Below are 22,038 nucleotides of genomic sequence, written 5' to 3' on the forward strand. Positions count from 1 at the left end.
ACCCTCAACCTCGAGACCCCAGCCAACCGGCTGAACCAGCTGCTGCACGCAGCCTAAACCCCCGGCGTTGCTCCGACTGCTTGACTTTGCCTCCGGAACACTGCCGCGAACTGCCCACTCGGCCCCCGAGAAGATGCCCGACCCTAAATGAGCCCCTAAATGAGCCCCTGGGCGAGCATCGCGTCGGCCACCTTCACGAAGCCGCCGATGTTCGCGCCCAGCACGTAGTTCCCCGGATCCCCGTATTCGTCCGCGGTGGCCGCGCAGCGGTCGTGGATCCCGACCATGATCTCGGTGAGCCGCCCCTCGGTGTGTGCGAACGACCAGGAATCGCGGCTGGCGTTCTGCTGCATCTCCAGCGCGGACGTGGCCACCCCGCCCGCGTTGGCGGCCTTGCCCGGGCCGAACAGGATGCCAGCGTCCTGGAAGACCGCGACGGCATCACGGGTCGAGGGCATGTTGGCTCCCTCCGCCACGGCGAGCAGTCCGTTGCGCACCAGCCGGGCAGCGGCGTCGCCGTCGAGCTCGTTCTGTGTGGCGCACGGCAGCGCGACGGTCGCGTCGAGGTCCCAGACGGAGCCGCCCTCCACGTAGTCGACGGCGGAGCGCCGGGCCTCGTAGTCCTTGAGCCGTCCGCGCTCGATCTCCTTGATCTGGCGCAGCAGCCCCACGTCGATCCCGGCCTCGTCCACGATGTAGCCGGAGGAGTCGGAACACGCCACGACGGTGGCGCCGAGGGCCTGGGCCTTGGCGATCGCGTTAATGGCGACGTTGCCGGAGCCCGAGACCACCACGCGCTGGCCGTCGAAGGACTGGCCGCGGGTCTTGAGCATCTCCTCGGCGAAGATGACGGTGCCGTAGCCGGTGGCCTCGGGCCGCACCAGGGAGCCACCCCAGGATATGCCCTTGCCGGTGAGGACGCCGGATTCGTAGCGGTTGGTGATCCGCTTGTACTGCCCGAAGAGGTAGCCGATTTCTCGGCCGCCGACGCCGATATCCCCGGCCGGGACGTCCGTGTACTCGCCGATGTGGCGGTAGAGCTCGGTCATGAAGGACTGGCAGAAGCGCATGATCTCGGCGTCCGAGCGGTCGCGGGGGTCGAAGTCGGAGCCACCCTTGCCGCCGCCGATGGGCATGCCGGTCAGGGCATTCTTGAAGATCTGCTCGAAGCCGAGGAACTTCACGATGCCCAGGTTCACCGAGGGGTGGAACCGCAGCCCGCCCTTGAAGGGTCCGAGGGCAGAGTTGAACTCCACCCGGAAGCCGCGGTTGATCTGGAAGTGGCCGGCGTCGTCGACCCAGGGGACCCGGAAGATGATCTGCCGTTCGGGCTCGCAGAGCCTTTCGAGGACGGCGCCTTCGAGGAACTGAGGGTGGCGGTCGTGGACCGGGCCGAGGCTTTCGAAGACCTCGGTGACCGCCTGGTGGAATTCCTCTTCGCCGGGATTCCGTGCCAGCACCGTGTCCCGGATGGTTTCAAGCCGTGCGTCCATTGCAACTCCCTAAACCGTGGGCGCCCCTCACCGGGCGCAACAACCAAGCCGTTCCATCGTTGCACCGGACGGGAGGGGATTTCTATTCGGGCACCGGAGGCCACCCCGTGTGACAAAAACGGTGTGGCGCGGGACACAACCGGGCCGGGCGGTCCGAAACGGACCGGGCTACTTCTTGCGGCCGAATTTCGGCAGGCTGGCGAGGAGGTCGGCCGCCCGGGTGGCGGCCCGGCCGACGGTGCGGCCGATCTGCTGCGGCATTTTGTCCTCGCCTGCCGTGCCAACCGGGAGCACGACGGCGGGGCTCAGCGGGCTTCCGGCGGGCCGTCCGGCGAGCGCCGCGGCGGGCTGCGCGACCGGTGAGGGGTGCTGTGCCGGCGCGGTGTGCTGCGCGACCGTTGAGGCGTGCTGTGCTGGCGCGGTGGCTGCGGCGGCGGCGAGGGTGTCAGGGACGGGCTGGAGCCGGGGTTCGGCCGTCCGCGCCGGTGACGGTTCCGCTGCGGCGGCGGCGCCGACGTCGAACGTCTCCAGCCAGCTGGCGATCCCGGCCAGGGGCTTCGGGTTGAGCGTGTAGTAGCGCTTCTGGCCCTGGGCGCGCATGCTCACAAGGTCCGCTTCGCGGAGCACCTTCAGATGCTTGGAAATGGTCGGCTGGCTGGCCTCGAGCTCCTGGACCAGCTCCCCCACTGCCTTGTCCCCCTTGCGGAGGGATACCAGAATGTCACGCCGGGTTGCCTCAGCTATGACGGCAAATACGTCGTCTGTCACCATGCCCTCCACACTAGCGACATATACGCCGGATGGCATCCACTAATTGCGGCTTCGGCCGTAGCCGGGGGGCATTGCCCCCTCCCGGGCCCGGTGCTAAAACAGACGCACCGCCTACCCGGCAGGTGAGGCCGCAGCCTACCGACGCAGAGGAGTGGACCACCATGGGGGATTTCTTCCGGAATCAGCTGTTCAACATTATCGCCGCCGTTTTCCTGGCACTGTTCGTGATCGTCTGGGGCAACGTGCTATTCCAGGTCTGGGTGTTCGTTCCTGAGGTTCCGGACACCCCGCCCAGCCTGAACGGCGCCGTCGTCTGCGCCGCCGGGGCGCTGTCCACCTCGCTGAGTTCGTTGACCGCCTCGGCACTCGGCTTCACCATGGCCGAGGTGCGCAGGGAGGAGCGGAGCGGCAGCGCTGAGGCTGCCAGCCGGGCCCGGGCCGGTGTCTTCGAGGCCGGCGGGTTCACGACCAAGTTGTCGGGCCGGGTCATCGCGGCCTTGATGGTGTACCTCGTGGTCGGGCTGCTGGTACTGGGCGTGTGGCTGGTGAAAGGCACCGCCTCCACCGACCTGATCGGGGCGTTCTCGCTCTCGCTGCTGGGCTGGATCATCGGCGCGGCCGGCGTGGTGTTCCAGACCGAGAAGCCCAGCCCGCAGGCCTCCGCAGCAGGCTAGCCGGGTACCCAACTAACTCGCAGCAGGGGCCGTTTTCAGGGCGGCTCATAACGGCCGCAACTGCCAGCTACCTAGTCGAACCAGGGATCCAGCCCGTAGAGCGGGAAGATCTCCTTGCGGGTGGCCATGACCGTCCGGTCCACCTCGTCGTTCGGGTCGAAGCCGACCTCCCAGGAGCGCCACCAGAGATCGACGTCGTCGCCCATCATTTCCGGCGCAGCGACCCCATACTTGTCCCCGTATTTTTCCTTCACGTAGCTGCGCCAGTCCTCCGGCACCGGGGTGCGCAGCGGGACGGGGCGCCCGGCAGCGATCGCAATCAGGTGGCTCCAGGCCCGCGGCACTACGGTGATGACGTTATAGCCCCCGCCGCCGGTGGAGATCCAGCGGTTCTCGCAGTACCGTGCCGCGAGGTTGCCGATCGCGGTGGCGGCCTCCCGCTGGGCGTCGACACTGATGTTGAGGTGGGTGAGCGGGTCCAGACGGTGGGAGTCGCAGCCGTGCTGGCTCACGATGACCTCGGGCTCGAAGGCACCCACCAGCTGCGGGACGACGGCGTGGAAGGCGCGGAGCCAGCCGCCGTCCCCGGTGCCGGCCGGCAGGGCGACGTTTACGGCGCTGCCCTGCGCATTGGGCCCGCCGATCTCGTTGGCGTAGCCGGTGCCCGGGAACAGGGTCAGCCCCGTCTCGTGCAGGGAGATCGTCAGCACGCGCGGGTCGTTCCAGAAGATGCTCTGGGTTCCGTCGCCGTGGTGGGCGTCGATATCGATGTACACCACGCGCTGCAGGCCGCCGTCGAGCAGCCGCTGGATGGCGAGGGCCGCGTCGTTGTAGATGCAGAATCCGCTTGCGCGCTCGCGGGCCGCGTGGTGCATGCCCCCGCCGAAGTTCACCGCCCGGACAGCGCTGCCGTCCAGGATGGCGGCGGCGGCGAGGAGGGATCCGCCGGCCAGCCGGGCACTGGCCTCGTGCATCCCGGCGAAGGCCGGGTCATCCTCGGTGCCGAGGCCGCGTTCCAGGTCCGGCGTGCCGGGGTCCGCGCTGACGCGCCGCACGGCGGCGACGAATTCTGGGCTGTGGACGGTGGCCAGTTCCGCGTCGCTGGCGACGTCCGGGGCCGAGACGGTTACGTGCTCCAGGTCCAGCAGACCGAGGCTTCCGGCCAGCTTGGCGGTGAGCTCCATCCGCTCCGGGGCCATGGGGTGGCTGTGACCGAAGTTGTAGGCGGTCATGGCGGGATCCCACACCACCGTCGTTGGCAGTGCGGCCTTGGCGAGCCCGGGAAGATATGTCATCAGTCACAGGCTACCCGAGCGAGGGGCCCGGTCCCCCAGTCATTGCGGGGGGTTTAGTGGTTTACTACTGAAGGAAGCAGTTTCAAGCGAGGAAAAGCCACATATGACGCAGAGCCAGTCGAGGTCCAAGAGCCCGGCCAACTGGCAGCCGGGCACTCCGGAGCGGGAAGGCCTGTGGATTTTCACACGCCTCCGCGACTTTGTCGACAACATCGCCAACACGACGCCGGCCCGCCTGGCCCTGACCGCGTTCGGCATGGTGGTCCTTGTCTTCACTGCCTTGTTGTCCCTTCCGGTTTCCTCCGCCACCGGTGATTTCACCCCGCTGCACCAGGCCATGTTCACCGCAGTGTCCGCAGTCTGCGTGACGGGACTGACCGTGGTGTCCACGGCGGTGCACTGGTCCTTCTTCGGCCAGCTCGTCATCCTGGTCGGCATCTTCGTGGGCGGCCTGGGCACCCTGACCCTGGCCTCGCTGCTGGCCCTCCTGGTGAGCAAGAAGCTGGGTGTCCGCGGCAAGCTGATCGCCCAGGAGGCCATGAACACCGGCCGCCTCGGTGAAGTGGGCACCCTGCTGCGGATCGTCATCGTGACCTCGGTGGTGATCGAGGCCGTGCTGGCGCTCGCACTGATCCCCCGGTTCCTGATGCTGGGCGAGAGTTTCGGCCAGTCCGTCTGGCACGGGGTGTTCTACGCGATTTCGTCGTTCAACAACGCCGGATTCACCCCCCACTCGGACGGCATCGTCCCGTACGAGACAGATTTGTGGATCCTCGTCCCGCTGATGCTCGGCGTCTTCCTCGGCAGCCTGGGCTTCCCCGTGGTGATGGTGCTGCAGCAGAACGGCCTCAACTGGAAGAAATGGAACCTGCACACCAAGCTGACCATCCAGGTATCGCTCATCCTGCTGGCGGCCGGGACCGTGCTGTGGGGGCTGATGGAATGGGAGAACCTGCGGACCATCGGCGGCATGAACGTCGGGGACAAGGTCATCCATTCGCTCTTCGCGTCCGTGATGACCCGCTCCGGCGGCTTCAACCTGGTGGACCAGAACCAGATGGACTCCACCACCATGCTCCTCACCGACGCCCTCATGTTCGCCGGCGGAGGTTCGGCATCGACGGCGGGCGGCATCAAGGTGACCACCATCGCCGTGATGTTCCTGGCGATCGCGGCCGAGGCCCGCGGTGACTCCGACGTCAAGGTCTACGGCCGCACCATCCCCGAAGGCACCATGCGGGTGGCCATCTCGGTCATCGTCGCCGGCGCCACCCTCGTCGCTGTCTCGGCCATGGTGCTGCTTCACATCAGCGGGGAGTCCATGGACCGGGTGCTCTTTGAAACCATTTCCGCCTTCGCCACGGTGGGGCTCAGCACGAACCTCAGTGCCGAGCTGCCGCCGTCGGGCGTTTACGTCCTCACCGCCCTGATGTTCGCCGGGCGCGTCGGGACCGTCACCCTTGCCGCTGCCCTGGCCCTGCGCCAGCGCAGCCAGCTGTACCACTACCCGGAAGAGAGACCGATCATTGGCTAGTTCCTCAGGCGCCGTCAACCGTCCCGCCCACAACGCTCCGGTGCTGGTGATCGGGCTGGGCCGTTTCGGGGCCTCCACCGCCGAACAGCTCGTCAAGCAGGGCCGCGAGGTGCTGGCCATCGAACGCGACCGGAACCTCGTGCAGAAATGGTCCAGCGCCCTGACGCACGTCGTCGAGGCGGACGCCACCAACATCGATGCGCTCCGCCAGCTCGGCGCGCAGGAGTTCAGCTCCGCCGTCGTGGGGGTGGGCACCTCGATTGAATCCTCGGTGCTGATCACCGTGAACCTCGTGGACCTCGGCATCGAGCACCTCTGGGTCAAGGCGATCACGCCCTCGCACGGCAAGATCCTGACCCGGATCGGCGCCAACCACGTGATCTACCCGGAGGCCGACGCCGGTGTCCGCGCCGCGCACCTGGTCTCCGGCCGGATGCTGGACTTCATCGAGTTCGACGACGACTTCGCGATCGTGAAAATGTATCCGCCGCGCGAAACCGTGGGCTTCACCCTGGACGAATCCAAGGTCCGGTCCAAGTACGGGGTCACGATCGTCGGTGTGAAGTCCCCGGGCGAGGACTTCACCTACGCCCGGCCGGAGACGAAGGTGTCCTCCCGGGACATGCTCATCGTTTCCGGGCACGTGGACCTGCTGGAGAGGTTCGCCGCCCGGCCGTAGCGGCGCCGTGTTCGCAAGGACCGACGCACATCGGCATCGCGGAGCAGTCCCTTGCGCCTGAAGAGGCCCCCGCGCGGCGGATTGCGCCTGACGAGGCCCCCTGCGCGGCGGATTGCGCCTGACGAGGCCCCCTGCGCGGCGGATTGCGCCTGGCGACGCGCGAAAGCCCTGGCGCTACCGGAATACGGCAGCGCCAGGGCTTTCGCGCGTCATGAGGCAGATTGCGCGTCGACTTCGCCGCACCGCCTCCGCGGGTGCAAGCGGTGATGCCCGGTGCGTTGCCTACCGCGTTATCCGGGGCCGGCGGTCTTCGCGGCCTTCGCGGCTGCCTTGGCCGCCTGCTTGCTGGCCCGCACCTTGCTCAGCGACTCCGGATCCACAATGTCAGCGACGGACAGGAAGGCGTTCTCCTGACCATAGTGGCCGGCCGCCTCGCGCCAGCCTTCAGCCCGGAGGCCACACCGTTTCCCCAGCAGCGCCAGGAAGATCATCGCTTTTTGCTCGCCAAATCCCGGCAGCGCCTTGAGCCTGCGCAGCACCTCCTGCCCGTCGGGGTCACCCTGCGTCCAGATCGCAGAAGCGTCGCCGTTCCAGTCGTTGTGTACCGTCTCGGCAAGGGACTGGACGCGGCCGGCCATTGATCCGGGAAACCGGTGGACGGCAGGGCGCTCTTTAAACACCTCGACGAACTTCTGCGGATCGTAGCTGGCGATCGCGGCCGGATCCATGGAACCAATGCGCGTACGGATTTTTTCCGGACCGGCAAAGGCCGATTCCATGGTCACCTGTTGGTCGAGCAGCATGCCGGTGAGCAGTGCAAACGCGTCGTCGCTAAGTAGTTGGTCCGCCGCGGGATCCCCTGTGATGTGCAGTTCCATGGGTCCCATCCTGCCACCCGCTCCGGTCTGCGTCATGGACCGCGTCTGGGTCGGCCGCTAACGGAGCTGTTTGGTAATCTCCGCCGCGCGTTCGGCGGCCGCACGGGCGCCGTCGGCGATGATCGAGGGCAGACCGCGTGCGTCAAAGGTCGCGATGGCGCGTTCAGTGGTGCCGTTGGGGCTGGTGACGGCCTTGCGCAGCGCCGCCGGATCCGCGCCCTCCTCGGCCAGCATGAAACCCGCCCCGGCAACGGTTTCCCGGGCAATCAGCAGCGAGAGCTCACGGTCCAGTCCGAGTTCGACACCGGCGTCGGCCATCGCTTCAGCCAAGTAGAACGCGTACGCCGGGCCGGAGCCGCTGATCGCGGACAGCGCGTCAACCTGGTCTTCAGGGATTTCGACGACGGTGCCCGCGGAGGCCAGGAGGTCCTTGGCGAGCTGCAGCTGCGCCGGGGAACAATGCGTGCCCGGCGAGACGGAAATGATGCCCCGGCCCAGCTGTGCCGGGGTGTTGGGCATGCTTCGGATCACAGGCTGGCCGGCCGGCAGGGCATCTTCCAGCTGCTCCAGCGACACGGCGGCGGCGACGGAAATGACGATCGTATCCGGTGCCAGCGAATCGCTGATTTCACGGGCCAGGTCCGCGATGCCCACGGGTTTGACGCCCAGGATCACGACGCCGGAGCCGGTGGCCGCCTGTTTGTTGTTCTCCGGCTCCTCGTCGCCGGCGATGGCCGTGATGCCGTGATGCCGTTTGGCCAGCTGGTCGGCGCGTTCGGCGCGGCGGACCGTGGCGACGACGTCCGCCGGGTCGGTGCCGCCGGCGATCAGACCGCCCAGGATGGCCTCGTTCATTGATCCACAGCCCAGGAATGCGATTCGGTTACTCATGCCCCCATCATTGCAGTCCGGCCCAATTCCCAGCCAGCTCCCATCTTCAGGTCAGGGTCTTCACAAACTCCGGAACTAACGTGGTGCTTACCTCATTTTGAGGGTGCGAGTGATGCGGCAGGTATGCGGATGCCTGCCCGGCACCGGTGGTCTGCAGCGGGTTTCCCCCATTTTCCCGCAGAAGACCGCCGGTGCTTTCTCCGTTAGCGGGCAGTTCAAACCGGCAGGCGCCCCGGCCGCGCCCACGGATCCCGCTGCTGGTTCCGCCGCAGGCACACTGCCACAACAGTTCCCGGCCCTCCGCGGCCAGGGCATGGCCCCACAAGCAGCGATCCTGGTTCGCCAGGATCACGGGGACGCCGCTGGCTTCCCGCGCGGCGCGCCGTGCCTCGGTCAGCAGCATTAGGGCCAGCAGGCCCTTCACTTCGGCTTCGTCCGGCCTCAGCGTGGCCAGCAGGTGGCCCAGCCTGATCGCTTCCCGGCAGAGATCCTCCCGGATGAGGTGCCCGCCGGAGCAGGCGCTGCAGCCCTCGTTGAAGATGAGATGACCACCGCGAGCACCGGTGACAGGCGCGCCGGAAGTTCCGCCCCGCGCGGCACCCGGTACGGAATTCTGGCGTCCCGGATTTTCGCCTTGGCCCGAACGAGCCGCTGGGCCATGGTGGTTTCCGGCACCAGGAAGGCGTGCGCTATTACCGCCGTCGTGAGGCCGCCCAGCCGCAGCGTCAGGGCCTTGAGCTGTTTGTCGCCGCGCCCGGCTTCCCGGCGCAGCCGGTCGGTCGCCCGGTTCCTGGCCGTGGTGATGATCCAGCCCGCGGGACTGGGCGGGAGGCCGGTGGAAGGCCAGTGCCGGATGGCAAGGGTGAAGGCCTCCTGGACGGCGTCCTCGGCGGCGTCGAAGCTGTCACCGGGCGCCGGCTGACTGGGATTTCGATCCGTCCGGGGCCTCGGAATCGGGTGACTGCGGTCTGGAGGGGTGATCGGTCTGGGTCACATGGGGTGCGGGGTCCAGCGGCCCCTCGAAAACCAGCTGGTCCAGCCGGCGGAGAATCAGGCCTTCGCGGAGTGCCCAGGGGCAGATCTCCATGCTCGGAAACTCGAACATCTCCAGGGCCGCTTCCGCCACCAGGGCCCCTGCCAGGAGCTGGGGGGCACGGGCTTCGGAGACACCCGGTAGGCTCAACCGGTCCTCCACTTCCATCGCCGAGATGCGCTGCGCCCAGAGGCCCAGGTCCGCAGCGAACAGTGCACGCTTGACGTAGGGGCCTGCGGCGCTGGGCGCGGCCCCGGCGATCCGGGCCAGCGAGCGGAAGGTCTTGGAGGTGCCCGCCACGTGGTTTGCCTTGCCCAGCTTCGCGAAGTCGCGCACCACCGGCTTGAGCGTGGTCCTGATATAGCGGCGGAGTTCCTTAACGCTCTTGGCCGAGGGCGGGTCCTCCTGCAGCCAGTCCCGGGTGAGTCGGCTCGCGCCGAGCGGAACGGAGGTCGCGAGTTCGGGGAGTTCGTCCTCCCCGTAGGCCATCTCGAAGGAGCCGCCACCGATGTCCAGGTTCAGGATGGGTCCGGCGCCCCAGCCGTACCAGCGGCGGACCGCGAAGAACGTCATGGACGCCTCTTCGCTGCCGGTCAGTTCCCGCAACGTCACTGTGGTCTCATGCTTGACCCGTGCCAGAACCGCTGGGCCATTGGTGGCCTCGCGGATGGCGGACGTACAGAACGCCAACAGGTCTTCGGCCTTGTGCTTGGCCGCGAACTCCCACGCCTCAAGGACGAACTCGATCAGCTCATGCTGGCCGGCGTCGTTGATGCTGCCGTCGCTCTCAAGGAACTGCACGAGGGAGAGCGGGCGCTTGTGCGAGGCGAACGGCACGGGCCGCGCACCGGGGTGGGCATCCACGAGCAGGAGGTGGACGGTGTTTGATCCAATATCGAGGACGCCAAGACGCATAGTGTCATTATTGCCCCCGTGTACGCGGGCAGCCTAACGGGCCGGCCGCGCCCCGGCAACCGGCTTAGGACTGGCCGTCCGGGCCGGAGACGTCTTCGGGCTCATCGGCGGGCTTGAAGTCGCGGCGGATGTTCGCCACGCCTTCCGGATCGATTTCGAAGCCGAAGGCTGCGCCGGGGTTGATGACCATTCCGAGGTCGTCGCCGAGGTTGCCCAGGATCGCGGCGCCCTGCGTGCCGAGGACGTTGGGGGCGGCGGCGAGGTACTGCTCGGTAACGCGGCTCGGGTGGGAGAACACGGCCAGAACAGGCTTGCCGGCGGAGTTGGCCAGCACCAGCGGCTCGACCTGGGCATCGGCGCCTTCGAGCGCGTCGGAGCTGACGATGTAGACCTCGCTGTTGAGGAAAGCGAGGATGACGTCAACGGGGTTGGCGTCGGGTTCCTCCCCCTTGGCAAGCTGCTCTTCGAGGTCGTTCAGCGGCTGGAGGTCCAAGTGATCGGGCTGTTCAGTCATGTCTCTACTCGACCACGTTTGCTGCCGGGTCCGCAAACGTGAAATCGCCAGAACGTGCGGAGTCGCCCGAAACGTGCGGCGACTCCGCATACGTCCGGCGACTACGGCGCGGCGGGGCTACTTCTTGGCGGCGGCCTTGCGGGCCGGGGCCTTCCGCGCCGTCGTCGTGCGTTTGACGGGGCCCTTGGCGCGTTTCTCCGCGAGGAGTTCGACGGCCTGTTCCCGGGTGAGCTCCTCCAGCGAGGTGGAGCGCGGCACGGTGATGTTGGTGACGCCGTCGGTGATGTACGGGCCGAAGCGGCCTTCCTTCACCACGATGTTCTTCTCCGAGACCGGGTCCGGGCCGAATTCGGCCAGCGGTGCGACGGCGGCGCGGGCGCCGCGCTGCTTCGGCTGGGAGTAGATCTCCTGGGCCTGCTCCAGCGTTATCGTGAAGATTTCCTCTTCCGAGCCGATGGACCGGGAGTCCGTGCCCTTCTTCAGGTACGGGCCGAAGCGGCCGTTCTGCACCGTGATCGGGGTGCCTTCGGCGTCCTGGCCGAGCACCCGGGGCAGGCTCATCAGCTGCAGCGCCTCGTCCAGGCTGATGGTGTCCACGCTCATCGAGGCGAACAGCGACCCGGTGCGGGGCTTGGCCTTCACCGGCTTCTTCGGCGGCTTGGGCTTGCCGTTCTTGTAGAACTCGACCGGCTGGTTGGCGATCTGCTCCTCGGTCATCTCCGGGATGACCTCGGTGACGTAGGCGCCGTAGCGGCCGTTCTTGGCGACGACGGTGTGCCCGGTGTGCGGGTCCGCGCCGAGTACCCGCTCCTCGGGGGCGGCGGTTTCCATCAGCTCGACCGCTTTGGCGGCCGTGAGCTCATCAGGGGCCAGGTCCTCGGGGACGTTGGCGCGGGCGGCCTCAACCACTTCGCCGGTCTTCGGATCAACGGTAGGCACGGAGCTTTCCAGGTACGGGCCGAACTTGCCCACCCGCAAGGTGATGCCCTCGGTGATCGGAATGGAGTTGATTTCGCGGGCGTCGATCTCGCCGAGGTTGTTGACGATGCTCAGCAGCCCGGGGTTGGAATCCTCGCCGAAATAGAAGTGCTTTAGCCAGGCGGGCCCCTCGGCCTGGCCGTTGGCGATCTTGTCCAGGTCCGCTTCCATATCGGCCGTGAACTCGTAGTCCACGTAGTCGTGGAAGTGCTGTTCAAGCAGCCGGATCACGGAGAACGCGATCCAGCTCGGGACCAGCGCGGAGCCCTGCTTCCGGACGTAGCCGCGGTCCTGGATGGTGGAGATGGTGGAGGCATAGGTCGACGGACGGCCGATGCCCTTCTTTTCCAGCTCGGCGGTCAGCGACGCTTCAGTGAAGCGCGGCGGCGGGGACGTCTCGTGCCCGATGGCGGCAATCTCCGAGGCGGTGAGCGCATCGTCCTTGGCCACGTTCGGCAGCCGGCGGGCCTCGTCGGATTCGTCGTCGCCGCGGCTTTCGTCCTTGCCCTCCTCGTAGGCGGCGAGGAAGCCGGGGAAGGTGATGACGGTGCCGGAGGCCGAGAACTCGGCGTCGCGGCCGTCGACAGCGACCGCGCCGAGGCGGATCGTCGCGGTGGAGCCCTTGGCGTCGGCCATCTGCGAGGCGACGGTGCGCTTCCAGATCAGCTCGTAGAGCCGGAACTCGTCGCCGGAGAGCTGCTTGGCCACCTGGGCCGGGGTGCGGAAGGAATCACCGGCGGGGCGGATGGCCTCGTGGGCCTCCTGCGCATTCGCGGCCTTGCCGCTGTAGACGCGCGGGGAGGCGGGTACGTATTCCGGGCCGTACAGCTCGGAGGCCTGGCGCCGCGCGGCCGTAAGCGCCTCATTGCTCAGCGCGGAGGAGTCCGTACGCATATAGGTGATGTAGCCGTTTTCGTACAGCCGCTGCGCCACCTGCATGGTGCTCTTGGAAGAGAAGCGCAGCTTGCGGCCGGCCTCCTGCTGCAGCGTCGAGGTGGTGAACGGCGCGGCCGGGCGGCGCGTGTACGGCTTGGTGTCGACGGAGCGGACGCGGAAATCGGCGTCCTGCAGGCCTGCGGCAAGGGAGGCGGCGAGGTCCTCGTTGAGGTGCACCGCGTTGCGGGAGGTGAGCTCGCCGCTGTCGTTGAAGTCGCGGCCGCTGGCGACCTTGGCGCCGTCGACCATGGCCAGTTTGGCCTTGAACGAGCCGGACCCGGCACCGAACTGGCCGGTCAGGTCCCAGTAGGAGGCCGATTTGAAGGCCATCCGTTCACGCTCGCGGTCCACGACCATGCGCGTCACGACGGACTGCACGCGGCCGGCGGAGAGGCCGCGCGCCACCTTGCGCCACAGGACCGGGGAGATCTCGTAGCCGTAGAGGCGGTCCAGCACGCGGCGGGTTTCCTGCGCGTCCACGAGATCCTGGTCGACGTCGCGCAGGTTGTCCATGGCGCGGTGGATAGCTTCCTTGGTGATTTCACCGAAGGTCATCCGGTAGACCGGGACCTTGGGCTTGAGCACTTCCAGCAGGTGCCATGCGATGGCCTCGCCCTCGCGGTCCCCATCGGTTGCGAGATAGAGAGCGTCAGCGTCTTTGAGCTGGGCCTTAAGTTCGGCGACCTTTTTCTTCTTGTCCGGGGACACCACGTAGTACGGCTTGAAGTCGTTATCAACGTCGACGGCGAACTTGCCCAACGAGGTCTTCTTCAGCTCCGCCGGCAGTTCCGAGGGCTGCGGGAGGTCGCGGATGTGACCAATGGAGGCCTCAACGATGAAGCCTTCGCCGAGGTACTTGGCGATGGTCTTGCTCTTGGCGGGAGACTCCACAATCACGAGTTTCTTACCGGTTTTGGCCTTGCTTGGCACGGTGCTCCTACAGAAAAAGGTTGCTCGGGCAGATGCGCCCATACCCGCCTAGTTCACCATATTTTGCGGATTACCGCGCATCCAGCCCCGAACGGAGGCCCCCCGGGCACGACTTTAGGACGTAATGAACCCCCGGCAGGCAAGCCTCCGCCGGGCCCTGCCGGGGCGGCCCGTGCCGCTGTCAGGCGGGCCCGGCGGAGGGCTTCGCCGGAGGCTTTCCGCGGTCATCGGGGATCATCGACCACATGGTCGCCATGCGCTCGGCCCCGTCGGGGACCTGGTCCGGATCCTCCAACTCGTAGTCCCGCAGCAGCTCGAAGAGCCGGTTGTTCAGCTCCTCCCGCTGGGCCGGGGTCAGATAGAGCAGGTTGCTGGCCAGCACCACGGAGGAGGGCCCGTCCCCGGCGTCGCCGCTCCGGCGCTGCTCGTCCCTGGTCCTGGCATAGGCGTTGACGCGCCGGCGGTAGGCGTCCAGTTCAAGGTCCAGTACGGCAAATTCGGGGCTCGCCACCCCACCGCCTGAGTTGATGGTGAAGTCGGTGCCCGCGGCTTTCCAGCGGCGCTCCCGCGCGTCGCCGGCGGTGGCGGCCGGGACCACGATGCCCCACTTCTGCAGCGCGCGCAGGTGGTAGCTCATGGCGCTCGGGGTAAGGCCGGTCTGCGCGGCGAGTTCGGTGGCGGTCCGGCTCACCTGCGTTGAATACAGCTCGGAGATGACTTCCAGCCGGGCAGCGTGGGCCAGCGCCCGGATCGCTTTCGGGTCAGTGATCTCCACTTTCTTCTCCGGGCGCTGTCGGCGTTGGGGCGCCGAAGGGACCGGCGACTCCGCCTTTGGGGTTTCTGCGTTCACACCACCAGTCTACCGAGCTTCGGCAAACTATGAAAGAAATGCTTGACACCAAAATGCACCGGAGAGTAGCTTGCTATTTATGAAACAGGCATTTCAGACGGCGCCGGGTGACGCCCCGCCCGCGCAGCCGCTCTGGCGCAACCGGGACTTCGTCCTGGCCAGCAGCGCCCGTTTCATCGCCACAGCCGGGATGGGCGCCGTCATCATCAGCGTCATGTTGCACCTTCAGAACCTCGCCGCCACCGGCCAGACGGCCGTCGCCGGCCCCTGGCTCGTCGCGGCATATCTGCTCTGCTCGGCACTCCCCCTGGTGCTGCTGGCGCCGTGGGCGGGCCGGCTGGCCGACACCCGGGATTCCAGGACGCTCGCGACGGCGTCCTCCGTGGTCAGTGCCGCGGCGGTCGCCGGGATGGGGCTGGGCATGCAGTATCTGGACAACTACCTTCCGGTGCTGTTCGCCATGACCTTCCTCCTCGACACCGCCCAGGCCGTGGCCGGACCGACCTGGCAGGCCCTGCTGCCCCGGATCGTCGGCGAGGCACGGACCCCGCGGGCGCTGGGCACCATGCAGGCCACCATCATGATCGCCGGCATGGTGGGTCCGGCGGCCGGTGGGCTGCTCAGCGGCTGGGGCGGATCCGGCCTGGTGTTTGCCGTGGCCAGCGGCTGCTATCTGGCGATGGGCGCGGGCGCCATGCTCATCCGGACCCGCCGCGGCACGGCCGCCGAGCGGGTCGGCAAAGAGGACCCTGCCCTGCTGGACGGGCTGCGCCTGATCCGGCGCGACGGCCTGGTCTGGGCCCTGGTCCTGGGCGCGCTGTTCTTCATCACCGTCGGCGAGGCGACCAACGTCCTTGAGGTGTTCCTGGCCCGCGACGTGCTCGGCGCCACTGAAACGCAATACGGGCTGCTGGCCGCGTCGTTCGGTCTCGGGATGGCGTCCGGGGCAGGGCTGGCCAGCCGGATCGGGACCCCACCCACGCGGCTGCGCGCACTGCTGGTCTCGATGGCCCTGACCTCGGCCCTCCTGGGGATCATGTCCCTGGTGCCGAACATGGAACTGCTGTTCGTGGCGTACACCGCCATGGGGGTCACCTGCGGGGTGCTGAACGCGTGCTTCGGGGCGATTGCGATCATGCGGATCCCGGAAACCGGACGCGGCCAGGCCATGGCGATCATCGGCGGCATGACCCGGGCCGTCACCATCGGGGCGCTCGCACTGGGCGGTCTGCTCGGTGCCCTGCTTCCTATCCGGGTGAGCTTCCTGGTCGCCGGCGTGGGCGGGGTGCTGGCGGCCCTGGCTGTCACGGCGTATGTTCTGCCGCGTTACGGCCGCGAGGGCGCAGCAGCCGCCGTTCCCGCAGCCGCCACATTGGGCGCGGCCACCTCCGTGGACGGAGCCGCTGCGTCAGGCGGGCAGCAGGAAGCCGTCGCGGACCAGGTTCCCCACTTCGGTGAGGAGTCCGGCGCGGAAGGTCCCGGTGTCCCAGTCCTCGCCCCCGCCCAGGAGCGCCTCCAGGGCACCGGTGATCTGCCCGACGGACAGGTCGCCGTCGCACGCTGAGACAAAGCCGGCCAACTCGGTGCTGAGCAGGTTCGTGCGGCGCAGCCCGGCACCCTGGCGCAGCAGGATGACGCCGGGGTGTTCGGCTCCCGGTCTTTGGTGCCGTTCCTCGGTGACGTCCTCGGCCACCAGCAGGTGCGCCGCCGCCAGGTCATGGATGGCCAGCCAGTCGGCGCGTTCCACGGCAGCGCCCAGGTGCGGGCCGGCGGGCTGCTCGATCGGATAGGTGATCTCCTCGAAGCGCCTCAGCACCGGAGCGGTGCCCTCGGCGGGCCGCCGCAGCCAGATCATCCCGAAGCCGATGGCCTCGACGTTGCGGGATGCGAAATCGTCCAGGTACGCGGCGTACGAGTCCTGGTAGAGCCGCCGGTCGCGGGCCTCGGAGGCGTCCTGCAGCCAGGTCTCGGCGTACTGTTCTGGGCTGACCTGCTCGCGCTGGATGAACCAGGCGTCCGCGTCCGGGCCGGTCCAGCCCTGCGGCCGTTCGTCCCAGGCCGCGCCCGCCGGGATCTCCCAGTTGCCCAGCAGCTGGGCTGTCCCGCCGGGGGCGAGGACCGACGGGAGGGTCCGGACCAGCGAGGCGACGATGTCATCGCCCGGCAGGCCGCCGTCGCGGTAGGTGAACTGGTCCGTGGCAGCCTCCCCGAGGCTGCGCGGCGTGATCACGAACGGCGGATTGGAGACCACCAGTTCAAACTCCTCGCCCGCCACCGGATCGAGCAGGGAGCCCCGGCGCAGGCTCACCCGGGCTTCCGGGTCGGAGGGGTCCAGGTGCAATTCGCCGGCGTTGAGCAGCAGGTTGAAGCGGGTGAACGCGAGGGCGCGGTCGGAGATGTCGGTGGCGGTCACGTGCTCGGCATGGTGGAGCAGGTGGAAGGTCTGGATGCCGCAGCCGGTGCCGAGGTCCAGCGCCCGGGCCACGTGCCGGCGGGCGGTGACCTGCACCAGCGTGGTGGAGGCCTGCCCGATCCCGAGGACGTGGTCGTGGCGCAGCACTCCGGGGCGCTGGTGGGCGGCGAGATCGCTGGCCACCCAGAGCTCCGCGCCGCCACTGACGCCGTCTCCGCCGGGGGTTCCGTCCCAACCGTAGGGCCGCAGGTCCACCTTCGCCTGGACCAGGCCGTCGGCGGAGGGCTCCACGAGGCCCAGTTCCAGCAGGCCCGCGGTGCGGATGCCAGGCAGGGCCGCGTCGAGGGTGGCGGCGGGCTGCGGTTCGGCCAGCAGCCAGAAGCGGACGACGGCGGCGAGCGCCGCCGCCGTCGGCTCCCCGCGGCGGGCCCTCTCGGTGACGATCAGCGCGGGAACAAGCTGGTCCCGGCCCAGGGCGCTGTGCGCGGCCGCGCCGAGCAGTTCGGCGACGCCGTCGACGGTGTAGCCGATGCCGCGCAGGTCCGCCGCCAGGGCGTCGAGCAGTCCGGGGAGGTCGCTGCGCGGGGCGTCGGGGGTGTTGCCGGCCGTGAAATGCGTTGAGGGAGTCACCGGACAAGTTTAGTCCCGGCCCGGCAGCCCCGGGGCTAGCCTGCCCAGGGCGCGGGGCCGCCGGGCCTGCGGTGGGCGCGGGGCCGCCGGCAGTGGGTGGAGACGTCGGCCGCCGGGCCGGCGGTGGGCGCGGGGCCGCCGGCAGTGGGTGGAGACATCGGCCGCCGGGGAGGGGCTGGAGGCGTGGGGCTAGAGGTGCTTCGCGGCGTAGATCCGGAGGGCGTCGCGGACGAAGGCTGCCCCGGCTTCGCCGCCGTAGTTCGCGGCGAAGCGCGGATCGGCAACGTACATCTCGCCGAGGCCGGTGATGTAGCCCCTCACGTCGCCGTTACTGCCGGCGGCGGAGGCCGAGGCGGGCGTGCCGGGTATTCCGGTGAGCCATTCGACCTGCCGCCGGGCCAGCTCCTGCGCCTCGGCGCTGTCCGCGGCGACACCCGACTCCGCTGCCGCGGTCCAGTCGCCGCCCAGCTGCCGGGAACGCTGCTTCCAGGCGTCCTGCCCGGCCGGATCCATGCCGCGCCACCAGGAGTCGCCTTGCGCGTACGCGTCTTTGCCCCAGCGCTCTTCGACCTCGTCCTGGTAGTGGGTGTGGTCGAAGCCGTCGAACATTTTCTCCGCCATGATTTTTCCTCCCTCTCTCATTGCTTCAATCGTCTGCCGGACCGAGGCGATCTGCCGTGCCAGCCGGTCCTGTTCCTGCCGGAGCCAGTCCAGGTGCCGGCCCAGTGCCGTGACGGCATCGGGCTCGTGGCCGAGGACCTCGGCGATGGCCGGGAGCCCCAGACCCAGATCCCGCAGGAGCAGGATGCGCTGCAGCCGCACGAGGGCGGCCTGGTCGTAGAACCGGTAGCCGTTGCCGCCGGTCCGGCTGGGCTTGAGCAGCCCGACGTCGTCTTAGTGGCGCAGTGTCCGGCTCGTGGTCCCGGCGATCCTGGCGATCTGCTGCACGGACCATTCCACGTGGCTGCCCCTTCCGGTTCCGGAACCGGCCGCCGTGTCCGGGCCGGTAACCCGATGCTAAAGCTTGACGCTACGTCAAGGTCAAGGCCCACGCCTGGACGTGCACTGGCGCGGGACCGAGGCAAGCCAGCACTGCACGGACACCGCCCGGCAGCCCGACGTGCTCGTCAGCCAGCCGGACGGCAGCCGGGAACTGCTGGAACTGGCCGGTGGCAGACACAGCCGGCGGCCGGGGAGTCAACTGCCGGCCGCAACGGCGGTAAGTTGGAATCATGCTCTTCTCTTCCCCCGGCCCCCGGCGCGTCCGGCGGGCCGCGACCGCGCTCGCGGCGGGCGCCGCCGTCGTCCTGGCCGCAGCCGCGTGCTCCTCAGCCGGTTCCATCGAGTCGGCCAATGTGCCGGAGTGGAAGGCGACGGCGCTTCCCTCCGCCGCGGGGGTAGTGGTCGAAGATGCGGGAAAGATCCTCACCCGGGATCCAGCCGTCAAGACCGCACCCGGGATTGGGGCGGGCAACTACGTCCTGACCATCACCTGTGAGGGCGGCGGCAAGGCCTTCTTCGACGTGTCCCTCGACGGCGCCAGGCTGACCGAGGCCGGCGCGGCCTGCAACGGCAGCCGCGAGACGGCACGCATCAAAGTCCCCGCCGCGGGCACGCTTCAGATCAGCACCTCAAGTGTGGATGCCCCGCTCATCTACGCCTACCACCTGGTGCCTGCGGCGTAGCAGCCTGCACCCGACACGGCGGGGCGCCGGGACTTGTGTGCAATGCCCGCCGCTATGCTCGGTGCGTGTCTGCTACTGGGGGTAAGCACCGGCCGGTCCGGGCCGCACTGTTGCTGGCGGTGGCCGCCGTTTCTTCGGCCGGTCGGGCGGAATTGGCGACACCAGCAGCGGAGGACTCGCGGCGTCGGGCACTATCAACCGGGCCGGCCAGTACAAAGTCACCGCAGCCTGCGTCGGGGCACCCCATGCGCACCTGTCCGTTACCCACGGCGCGCCCCAGGACGGCACGCTCCTGGAGCGAACCCTCGACTGCTGGAGCGTCGCCGAAGGGCTGGCCGACCTGCTCCCCGGGACTGCATCGGCTCACCTCATCCGGTATGGCGACGGCGGCCCGGGGCCCGGAAGCGGCGCCGTTGCAGGGGTCCGGATCAGCTTCACCGAGTCGAGGCAGTAAACACCGGCGGCACGCTAATTTCACCCGCCATTAGACTCTGGCGCTCGGGCAGGGGCGGGGTTACAGTCCGGCTATGCCCACTGTTCCAGTGACGAGCGTGGCACGGATTCGCACGGCATCAGCCGTGGGACTTTCGTTGATGCTGGCCGTGGCAATGGCTCTGGCCGGTTGCGCCTACGAATACGACGACGGTTCTGCCAGCGGGACGGCGTCTGCATCCGCCCAGGCGTTTACCGATGCGGCGCTGCCAGGGGATCCGGCGACGCGCCAGCCTGTTTCCGGGGCCGAGCTGGATGCGTGGCTGGCACAGGTTCTCCCCGCCACCGAAGGCGAGGTCTTCCACACCGGCTACGGCACCCTCGAGGAAGATGAGGAACGGGAGGAGACAACTGCCCAACTGCCCAGCGGCAGCTATTCGTTGACCCTCGTCTGCCGGAGCCCGCGACGGGTCTCGTTCAGTATCGACTACGAGGACAAGGATCTGGTGGACCTTGACCTGCGCTGCGGAACTTCACGGGTAAACGTCGTGTATCTGAGCGCCGACGCCGTGCTGACCATCAAAGTGGAAGCTGACACTGGAGCCAACTTCGCCTACCGGGTAAGCCGCATCTGAGGTCCCGCGCCGGTCTGCGACCCCAGGCCCGCAGGACGTCAGGCGGACTGGCCCATGGCAGGACCGATTCGTGCCGCACATCCGTCGGGGCAGCGGAGCGTCTCCGGGCTGGCGGCGCAGTCCGAGCAGTAGAGCGTGAGCGTACGGCAGGACGGGTTGGAGCAGTTCTCGAATTTGCTCGTCGGCGCCGAGCAGCGGACGCATGCGCCGATGGTCTTCGCGTCCGCGCTGAATTCGAGGTGCATGCGCTTGTCGAACACGTAGAGGGACCCCTCCCAGAGGCCCTGGTCCTTGAAGGTTTCGCCGTAGCGGACGATCCCGCCGTCGAGCTGGTAGACCTCCTTGAAGCCGCGGTTCACCATCAGGCTGGACAGCACCTCGCAGCGGATGCCGCCGGTGCAGTACGTGACCACCGGCTTGTCCTTGAGCACGTCGTACTTGCCGGAGTCGAGTTCCCTGATGAAGTCGTGGGTGGTGGCCACGTCCGGGACGACCGCGTCCTTGAATTTGCCGATCTGGGCCTCGAAGCCGTTGCGGCCGTCGAAGAACACGACCTCCTCGCCGGCCTCCTTCCGCGCCGCCACGAGCTCGTGCAGTTCCTCGGGCAAGAGGTGCGTACCGCCACCGACGACGCCGCCGGCATCGACCCTGAGCTCCCCGGGGGCCCCGAAAGAGACAATCTCGTCGCGGACCTTGACGCTCAGCCGGGGGAAGTCCGTCGCGCCGCCGTCAGACCACTTCACATCGATACCGTGAAAGCCCGTGTATTCCCGGGTTGTCTTCACGTACTGCTTGACCGCGTTCAGCTCACCCCCGACGGTCGCGTTGATGCCGTCCTTGGAGATGATGATGCGGCCGGTCAGGCCAAGCTTCTCGCAAAGCGCACGCTGCCAGAGCCGGACGGCATCCGGGTCGGCCAGAGGGGTAAAGCCGTAAAAGAGCACAATTCTGTTCAAAGCCACCTTTTAAGGGTACTGGGTGGACCGAAAGCCACACGCCGCCGGCCGCGCTCCCGGGCAGCCCGGGAGCGCAGCCCGGGAGCGCGGTCCAGACCCCGGCCCGCCGGCGCCGGAGGGCCGGTCCGGTCACAATTACGTAAGCAAGACCTGTTCCCGGACCCGGCCCCTGTTGCTTGTGGCGGGGCTGGAATACGCTCATCACATGAGTCTTGAGGCCATGGTTGAAGACACCACTCATCTGCTGGAAATCTGGGTCACCGGTTGGGCCGGCTGCCGGGGATATGAGACGCGCAGGGAGGGCAGGTTCCCGGCCGCTTTGCGGGCGGACACCACCCACGAATGGGAATACTTCGCCCATGATCCGTCCGAAGCGGAGTTTGCGGCGCTGGCCTCTGCCACCACGGAAGTGCCCGCCCGGATCCTCACGGTTCTCACGAATGAGGTTGCGCGGTACCATTTGCTGGCCCGGCAGCACGGGCTCAACGTCACATCCGCCTCGCAGACCATGATGATCGTGGACATGGAGACCCAGGACGCCGAGGATCCCTGGCTTCCGGATGACGATCTCACGTGGGTTCCGTCACGGGTTGACGGTGTCCACCATGCCGTGGTCCATGCCGGGGACGAGGTGGCCGCGAGCGGGCGCATGTTTGTGGTGGGCGATACCGCGATCTTCGACAAAATCATCACCGAGCCCGGGTACCAGCGCCGCGGCCTGGGCAGCTTCATCATGCGCGCCCTCGCCGCCCAGGCGTTCGAGCACGACGTCGAAACCGGGCTGCTGCTCGCTTCACTCGATGGGCAGGAGCTCTACTCACACCTCGGTTGGACCACGGTCAGCCATGTACTGATGCTCTCCGCCTCGGACGAGGGCTCGGACCTGTCCGTGGGCTGAGACCCTGGGCCGGCGGGT

Annotated in this window: 20 protein-coding genes and 1 pseudogene; 7 read left to right on the top strand and 14 right to left on the bottom strand. The window is 68.2% G+C overall.

Annotation, left to right across the window (positions count from 1 at the left end; translation table 11 throughout):
* Positions 1 to 155: 155 nt before the first annotated feature.
* Together gdhA and ACZYZ3_RS18460 are read right to left on the bottom strand one after the other, a co-directional pair.
* Positions 156 to 1,493 carry an NADP-specific glutamate dehydrogenase gene (gene gdhA / locus ACZYZ3_RS18455; RefSeq protein WP_463965247.1) on the bottom strand — a complete coding sequence of 446 codons (1,338 nt, stop codon included), beginning with the start codon at positions 1,491 to 1,493 and terminating at the stop codon, positions 156 to 158.
* 168 nt (positions 1,494 to 1,661) lie between these two features.
* Positions 1,662 to 2,264, bottom strand: coding sequence for an ArsR/SmtB family transcription factor (locus ACZYZ3_RS18460; protein ID WP_463965248.1), 603 nt, complete (start codon positions 2,262 to 2,264; stop codon positions 1,662 to 1,664).
* Positions 2,265 to 2,425: 161 nt separating this feature from the next.
* Between ACZYZ3_RS18460 and ACZYZ3_RS18465 the strand changes: the two genes are divergently transcribed.
* Entirely contained in the window at positions 2,426 to 2,938 is a 513-nt protein-coding gene (locus tag ACZYZ3_RS18465; protein ID WP_463965249.1) for a hypothetical protein, read from the top strand.
* A gap of 71 nt (positions 2,939 to 3,009) precedes the next feature.
* Here ACZYZ3_RS18465 and ACZYZ3_RS18470 read toward each other — a convergent pair whose 3' ends face one another.
* Entirely contained in the window at positions 3,010 to 4,233 is a 1,224-nt protein-coding gene (locus ACZYZ3_RS18470; protein WP_463965250.1) for an acetoin utilization protein AcuC, read from the bottom strand.
* Positions 4,234 to 4,336: 103 nt separating this feature from the next.
* Between ACZYZ3_RS18470 and ACZYZ3_RS18475 the strand changes: the two genes are divergently transcribed.
* Entirely contained in the window at positions 4,337 to 5,767 is a 1,431-nt protein-coding gene (locus ACZYZ3_RS18475; protein ID WP_463965251.1) for a TrkH family potassium uptake protein, read from the top strand.
* Between the two features lie 40 nt (positions 5,768 to 5,807).
* Entirely contained in the window at positions 5,808 to 6,446 is a 639-nt protein-coding gene (locus tag ACZYZ3_RS18480) for a potassium channel family protein (protein ID WP_463965274.1), read from the top strand.
* 290 nt (positions 6,447 to 6,736) lie between these two features.
* Here the strand turns inward: ACZYZ3_RS18480 and ACZYZ3_RS18485 are convergent, their stop codons facing one another.
* The 8 genes from ACZYZ3_RS18485 to ACZYZ3_RS18520 form a co-directional block, all read right to left on the bottom strand.
* Positions 6,737 to 7,324 carry an HhH-GPD-type base excision DNA repair protein gene (locus ACZYZ3_RS18485; RefSeq protein ID WP_463965252.1) on the bottom strand — a complete coding sequence of 196 codons (588 nt, stop codon included), beginning with the start codon at positions 7,322 to 7,324 and terminating at the stop codon, positions 6,737 to 6,739.
* A 57-nt stretch (positions 7,325 to 7,381) separates the two neighbouring features.
* A complete protein-coding gene (proC, locus tag ACZYZ3_RS18490) occupies positions 7,382 to 8,215 on the bottom strand; it encodes a pyrroline-5-carboxylate reductase (RefSeq protein ID WP_463965253.1) in 834 nt (277 codons plus the stop codon).
* A 46-nt stretch (positions 8,216 to 8,261) separates the two neighbouring features.
* Positions 8,262 to 8,756 carry a DUF6596 domain-containing protein gene (locus ACZYZ3_RS18495; protein WP_463965275.1) on the bottom strand — a complete coding sequence of 165 codons (495 nt, stop codon included), beginning with the start codon at positions 8,754 to 8,756 and terminating at the stop codon, positions 8,262 to 8,264.
* Positions 8,657 to 9,196 carry a sigma factor gene (locus ACZYZ3_RS18500; protein ID WP_463965276.1) on the bottom strand — a complete coding sequence of 180 codons (540 nt, stop codon included), beginning with the start codon at positions 9,194 to 9,196 and terminating at the stop codon, positions 8,657 to 8,659. Before ACZYZ3_RS18500 ends, ACZYZ3_RS18495 begins: the two co-directional genes overlap by 100 nt.
* Complete coding sequence (locus ACZYZ3_RS18505) at positions 9,120 to 10,163, bottom strand: Ppx/GppA phosphatase family protein (RefSeq protein ID WP_463965254.1); 1,044 nt, start codon at positions 10,161 to 10,163, stop codon at positions 9,120 to 9,122. Before ACZYZ3_RS18505 ends, ACZYZ3_RS18500 begins: the two co-directional genes overlap by 77 nt.
* Positions 10,164 to 10,227: 64 nt before the next feature.
* A complete protein-coding gene (locus ACZYZ3_RS18510; RefSeq protein WP_463965255.1) occupies positions 10,228 to 10,677 on the bottom strand; it encodes an SseB family protein in 450 nt (149 codons plus the stop codon).
* A gap of 117 nt (positions 10,678 to 10,794) precedes the next feature.
* Complete coding sequence (topA, locus tag ACZYZ3_RS18515; protein WP_463965256.1) at positions 10,795 to 13,521, bottom strand: type I DNA topoisomerase; 2,727 nt, start codon at positions 13,519 to 13,521, stop codon at positions 10,795 to 10,797.
* 181 nt (positions 13,522 to 13,702) lie between these two features.
* Positions 13,703 to 14,371: an ArsR/SmtB family transcription factor gene (locus ACZYZ3_RS18520; protein WP_463965257.1), complete on the bottom strand. Its 669-nt coding sequence runs from the start codon at positions 14,369 to 14,371 to the stop codon at positions 13,703 to 13,705.
* 190 nt (positions 14,372 to 14,561) lie between these two features.
* Between ACZYZ3_RS18520 and ACZYZ3_RS18525 the strand changes: the two are divergent.
* Positions 14,562 to 15,713 (top strand): annotated as a pseudogene (locus ACZYZ3_RS18525) (MFS transporter); the annotation flags it as partial.
* Between the two features lie 66 nt (positions 15,714 to 15,779).
* Here the strand turns inward: ACZYZ3_RS18525 and ACZYZ3_RS18530 are convergent.
* Both ACZYZ3_RS18530 and ACZYZ3_RS18535 read right to left on the bottom strand, forming a co-directional pair.
* The gene (locus tag ACZYZ3_RS18530) at positions 15,780 to 17,414 is read right to left on the bottom strand and encodes a DUF7059 domain-containing protein (protein WP_463965258.1); all 1,635 of its coding nucleotides are present in this window, start codon (positions 17,412 to 17,414) and stop codon (positions 15,780 to 15,782) included.
* Between the two features lie 189 nt (positions 17,415 to 17,603).
* Positions 17,604 to 18,296 carry a MerR family transcriptional regulator gene (locus ACZYZ3_RS18535; protein WP_463965277.1) on the bottom strand — a complete coding sequence of 231 codons (693 nt, stop codon included), beginning with the start codon at positions 18,294 to 18,296 and terminating at the stop codon, positions 17,604 to 17,606.
* A gap of 350 nt (positions 18,297 to 18,646) precedes the next feature.
* Here ACZYZ3_RS18535 and ACZYZ3_RS18540 point away from each other — a divergent pair, with 350 nt between their 5' ends.
* Positions 18,647 to 19,099, top strand: a complete 453-nt coding sequence (locus tag ACZYZ3_RS18540; RefSeq protein WP_463965259.1) for a DUF6023 family protein — start codon at positions 18,647 to 18,649, stop codon at positions 19,097 to 19,099.
* Between the two features lie 527 nt (positions 19,100 to 19,626).
* Positions 19,627 to 20,166, top strand: coding sequence for a DUF6023 family protein (locus ACZYZ3_RS18545; RefSeq protein ID WP_463965260.1), 540 nt, complete (start codon positions 19,627 to 19,629; stop codon positions 20,164 to 20,166).
* A 38-nt stretch (positions 20,167 to 20,204) separates the two neighbouring features.
* Here the strand turns inward: ACZYZ3_RS18545 and trhO are convergent, their stop codons facing one another.
* Positions 20,205 to 21,128 (bottom strand): oxygen-dependent tRNA uridine(34) hydroxylase TrhO, encoded by a 924-nt coding sequence (trhO, locus tag ACZYZ3_RS18550; RefSeq protein ID WP_463965261.1) that lies wholly within the window; start codon positions 21,126 to 21,128, stop codon positions 20,205 to 20,207.
* A 199-nt stretch (positions 21,129 to 21,327) separates the two neighbouring features.
* Here trhO and ACZYZ3_RS18555 point away from each other — a divergent pair, with 199 nt between their 5' ends.
* Positions 21,328 to 22,020, top strand: a complete 693-nt coding sequence (locus tag ACZYZ3_RS18555; RefSeq protein WP_463965262.1) for a GNAT family N-acetyltransferase — start codon at positions 21,328 to 21,330, stop codon at positions 22,018 to 22,020.
* The last annotated feature ends 18 nt before the right edge of the window (positions 22,021 to 22,038 follow it).

The organism is Pseudarthrobacter linnaei (assembly GCF_055412825.1).

Bases quoted from the DNA above. Each gene is read 5' to 3' on its own strand.
- gdhA (WP_463965247.1), bottom strand. From the start codon at position 1,493: ATGGACGCACGGCTTGAAACCATCCGGGACACGGTGCTGGCACGGAAT.
- ACZYZ3_RS18460 (WP_463965248.1), bottom strand. From the start codon at position 2,264: ATGGTGACAGACGACGTATTTGCCGTCATAGCTGAGGCAACCCGGCGT.
- ACZYZ3_RS18465 (WP_463965249.1), top strand. From the start codon at position 2,426: ATGGGGGATTTCTTCCGGAATCAGCTGTTCAACATTATCGCCGCCGTT.
- ACZYZ3_RS18470 (WP_463965250.1), bottom strand. From the start codon at position 4,233: ATGACATATCTTCCCGGGCTCGCCAAGGCCGCACTGCCAACGACGGTG.
- ACZYZ3_RS18475 (WP_463965251.1), top strand. From the start codon at position 4,337: ATGACGCAGAGCCAGTCGAGGTCCAAGAGCCCGGCCAACTGGCAGCCG.
- ACZYZ3_RS18485 (WP_463965252.1), bottom strand. From the start codon at position 7,324: ATGGAACTGCACATCACAGGGGATCCCGCGGCGGACCAACTACTTAGC.
- proC (WP_463965253.1), bottom strand. From the start codon at position 8,215: ATGAGTAACCGAATCGCATTCCTGGGCTGTGGATCAATGAACGAGGCC.
- ACZYZ3_RS18505 (WP_463965254.1), bottom strand. From the start codon at position 10,163: ATGCGTCTTGGCGTCCTCGATATTGGATCAAACACCGTCCACCTCCTG.
- ACZYZ3_RS18510 (WP_463965255.1), bottom strand. From the start codon at position 10,677: ATGACTGAACAGCCCGATCACTTGGACCTCCAGCCGCTGAACGACCTC.
- ACZYZ3_RS18540 (WP_463965259.1), top strand. From the start codon at position 18,647: ATGCTCTTCTCTTCCCCCGGCCCCCGGCGCGTCCGGCGGGCCGCGACC.
- ACZYZ3_RS18545 (WP_463965260.1), top strand. From the start codon at position 19,627: ATGCCCACTGTTCCAGTGACGAGCGTGGCACGGATTCGCACGGCATCA.
- ACZYZ3_RS18555 (WP_463965262.1), top strand. From the start codon at position 21,328: ATGAGTCTTGAGGCCATGGTTGAAGACACCACTCATCTGCTGGAAATC.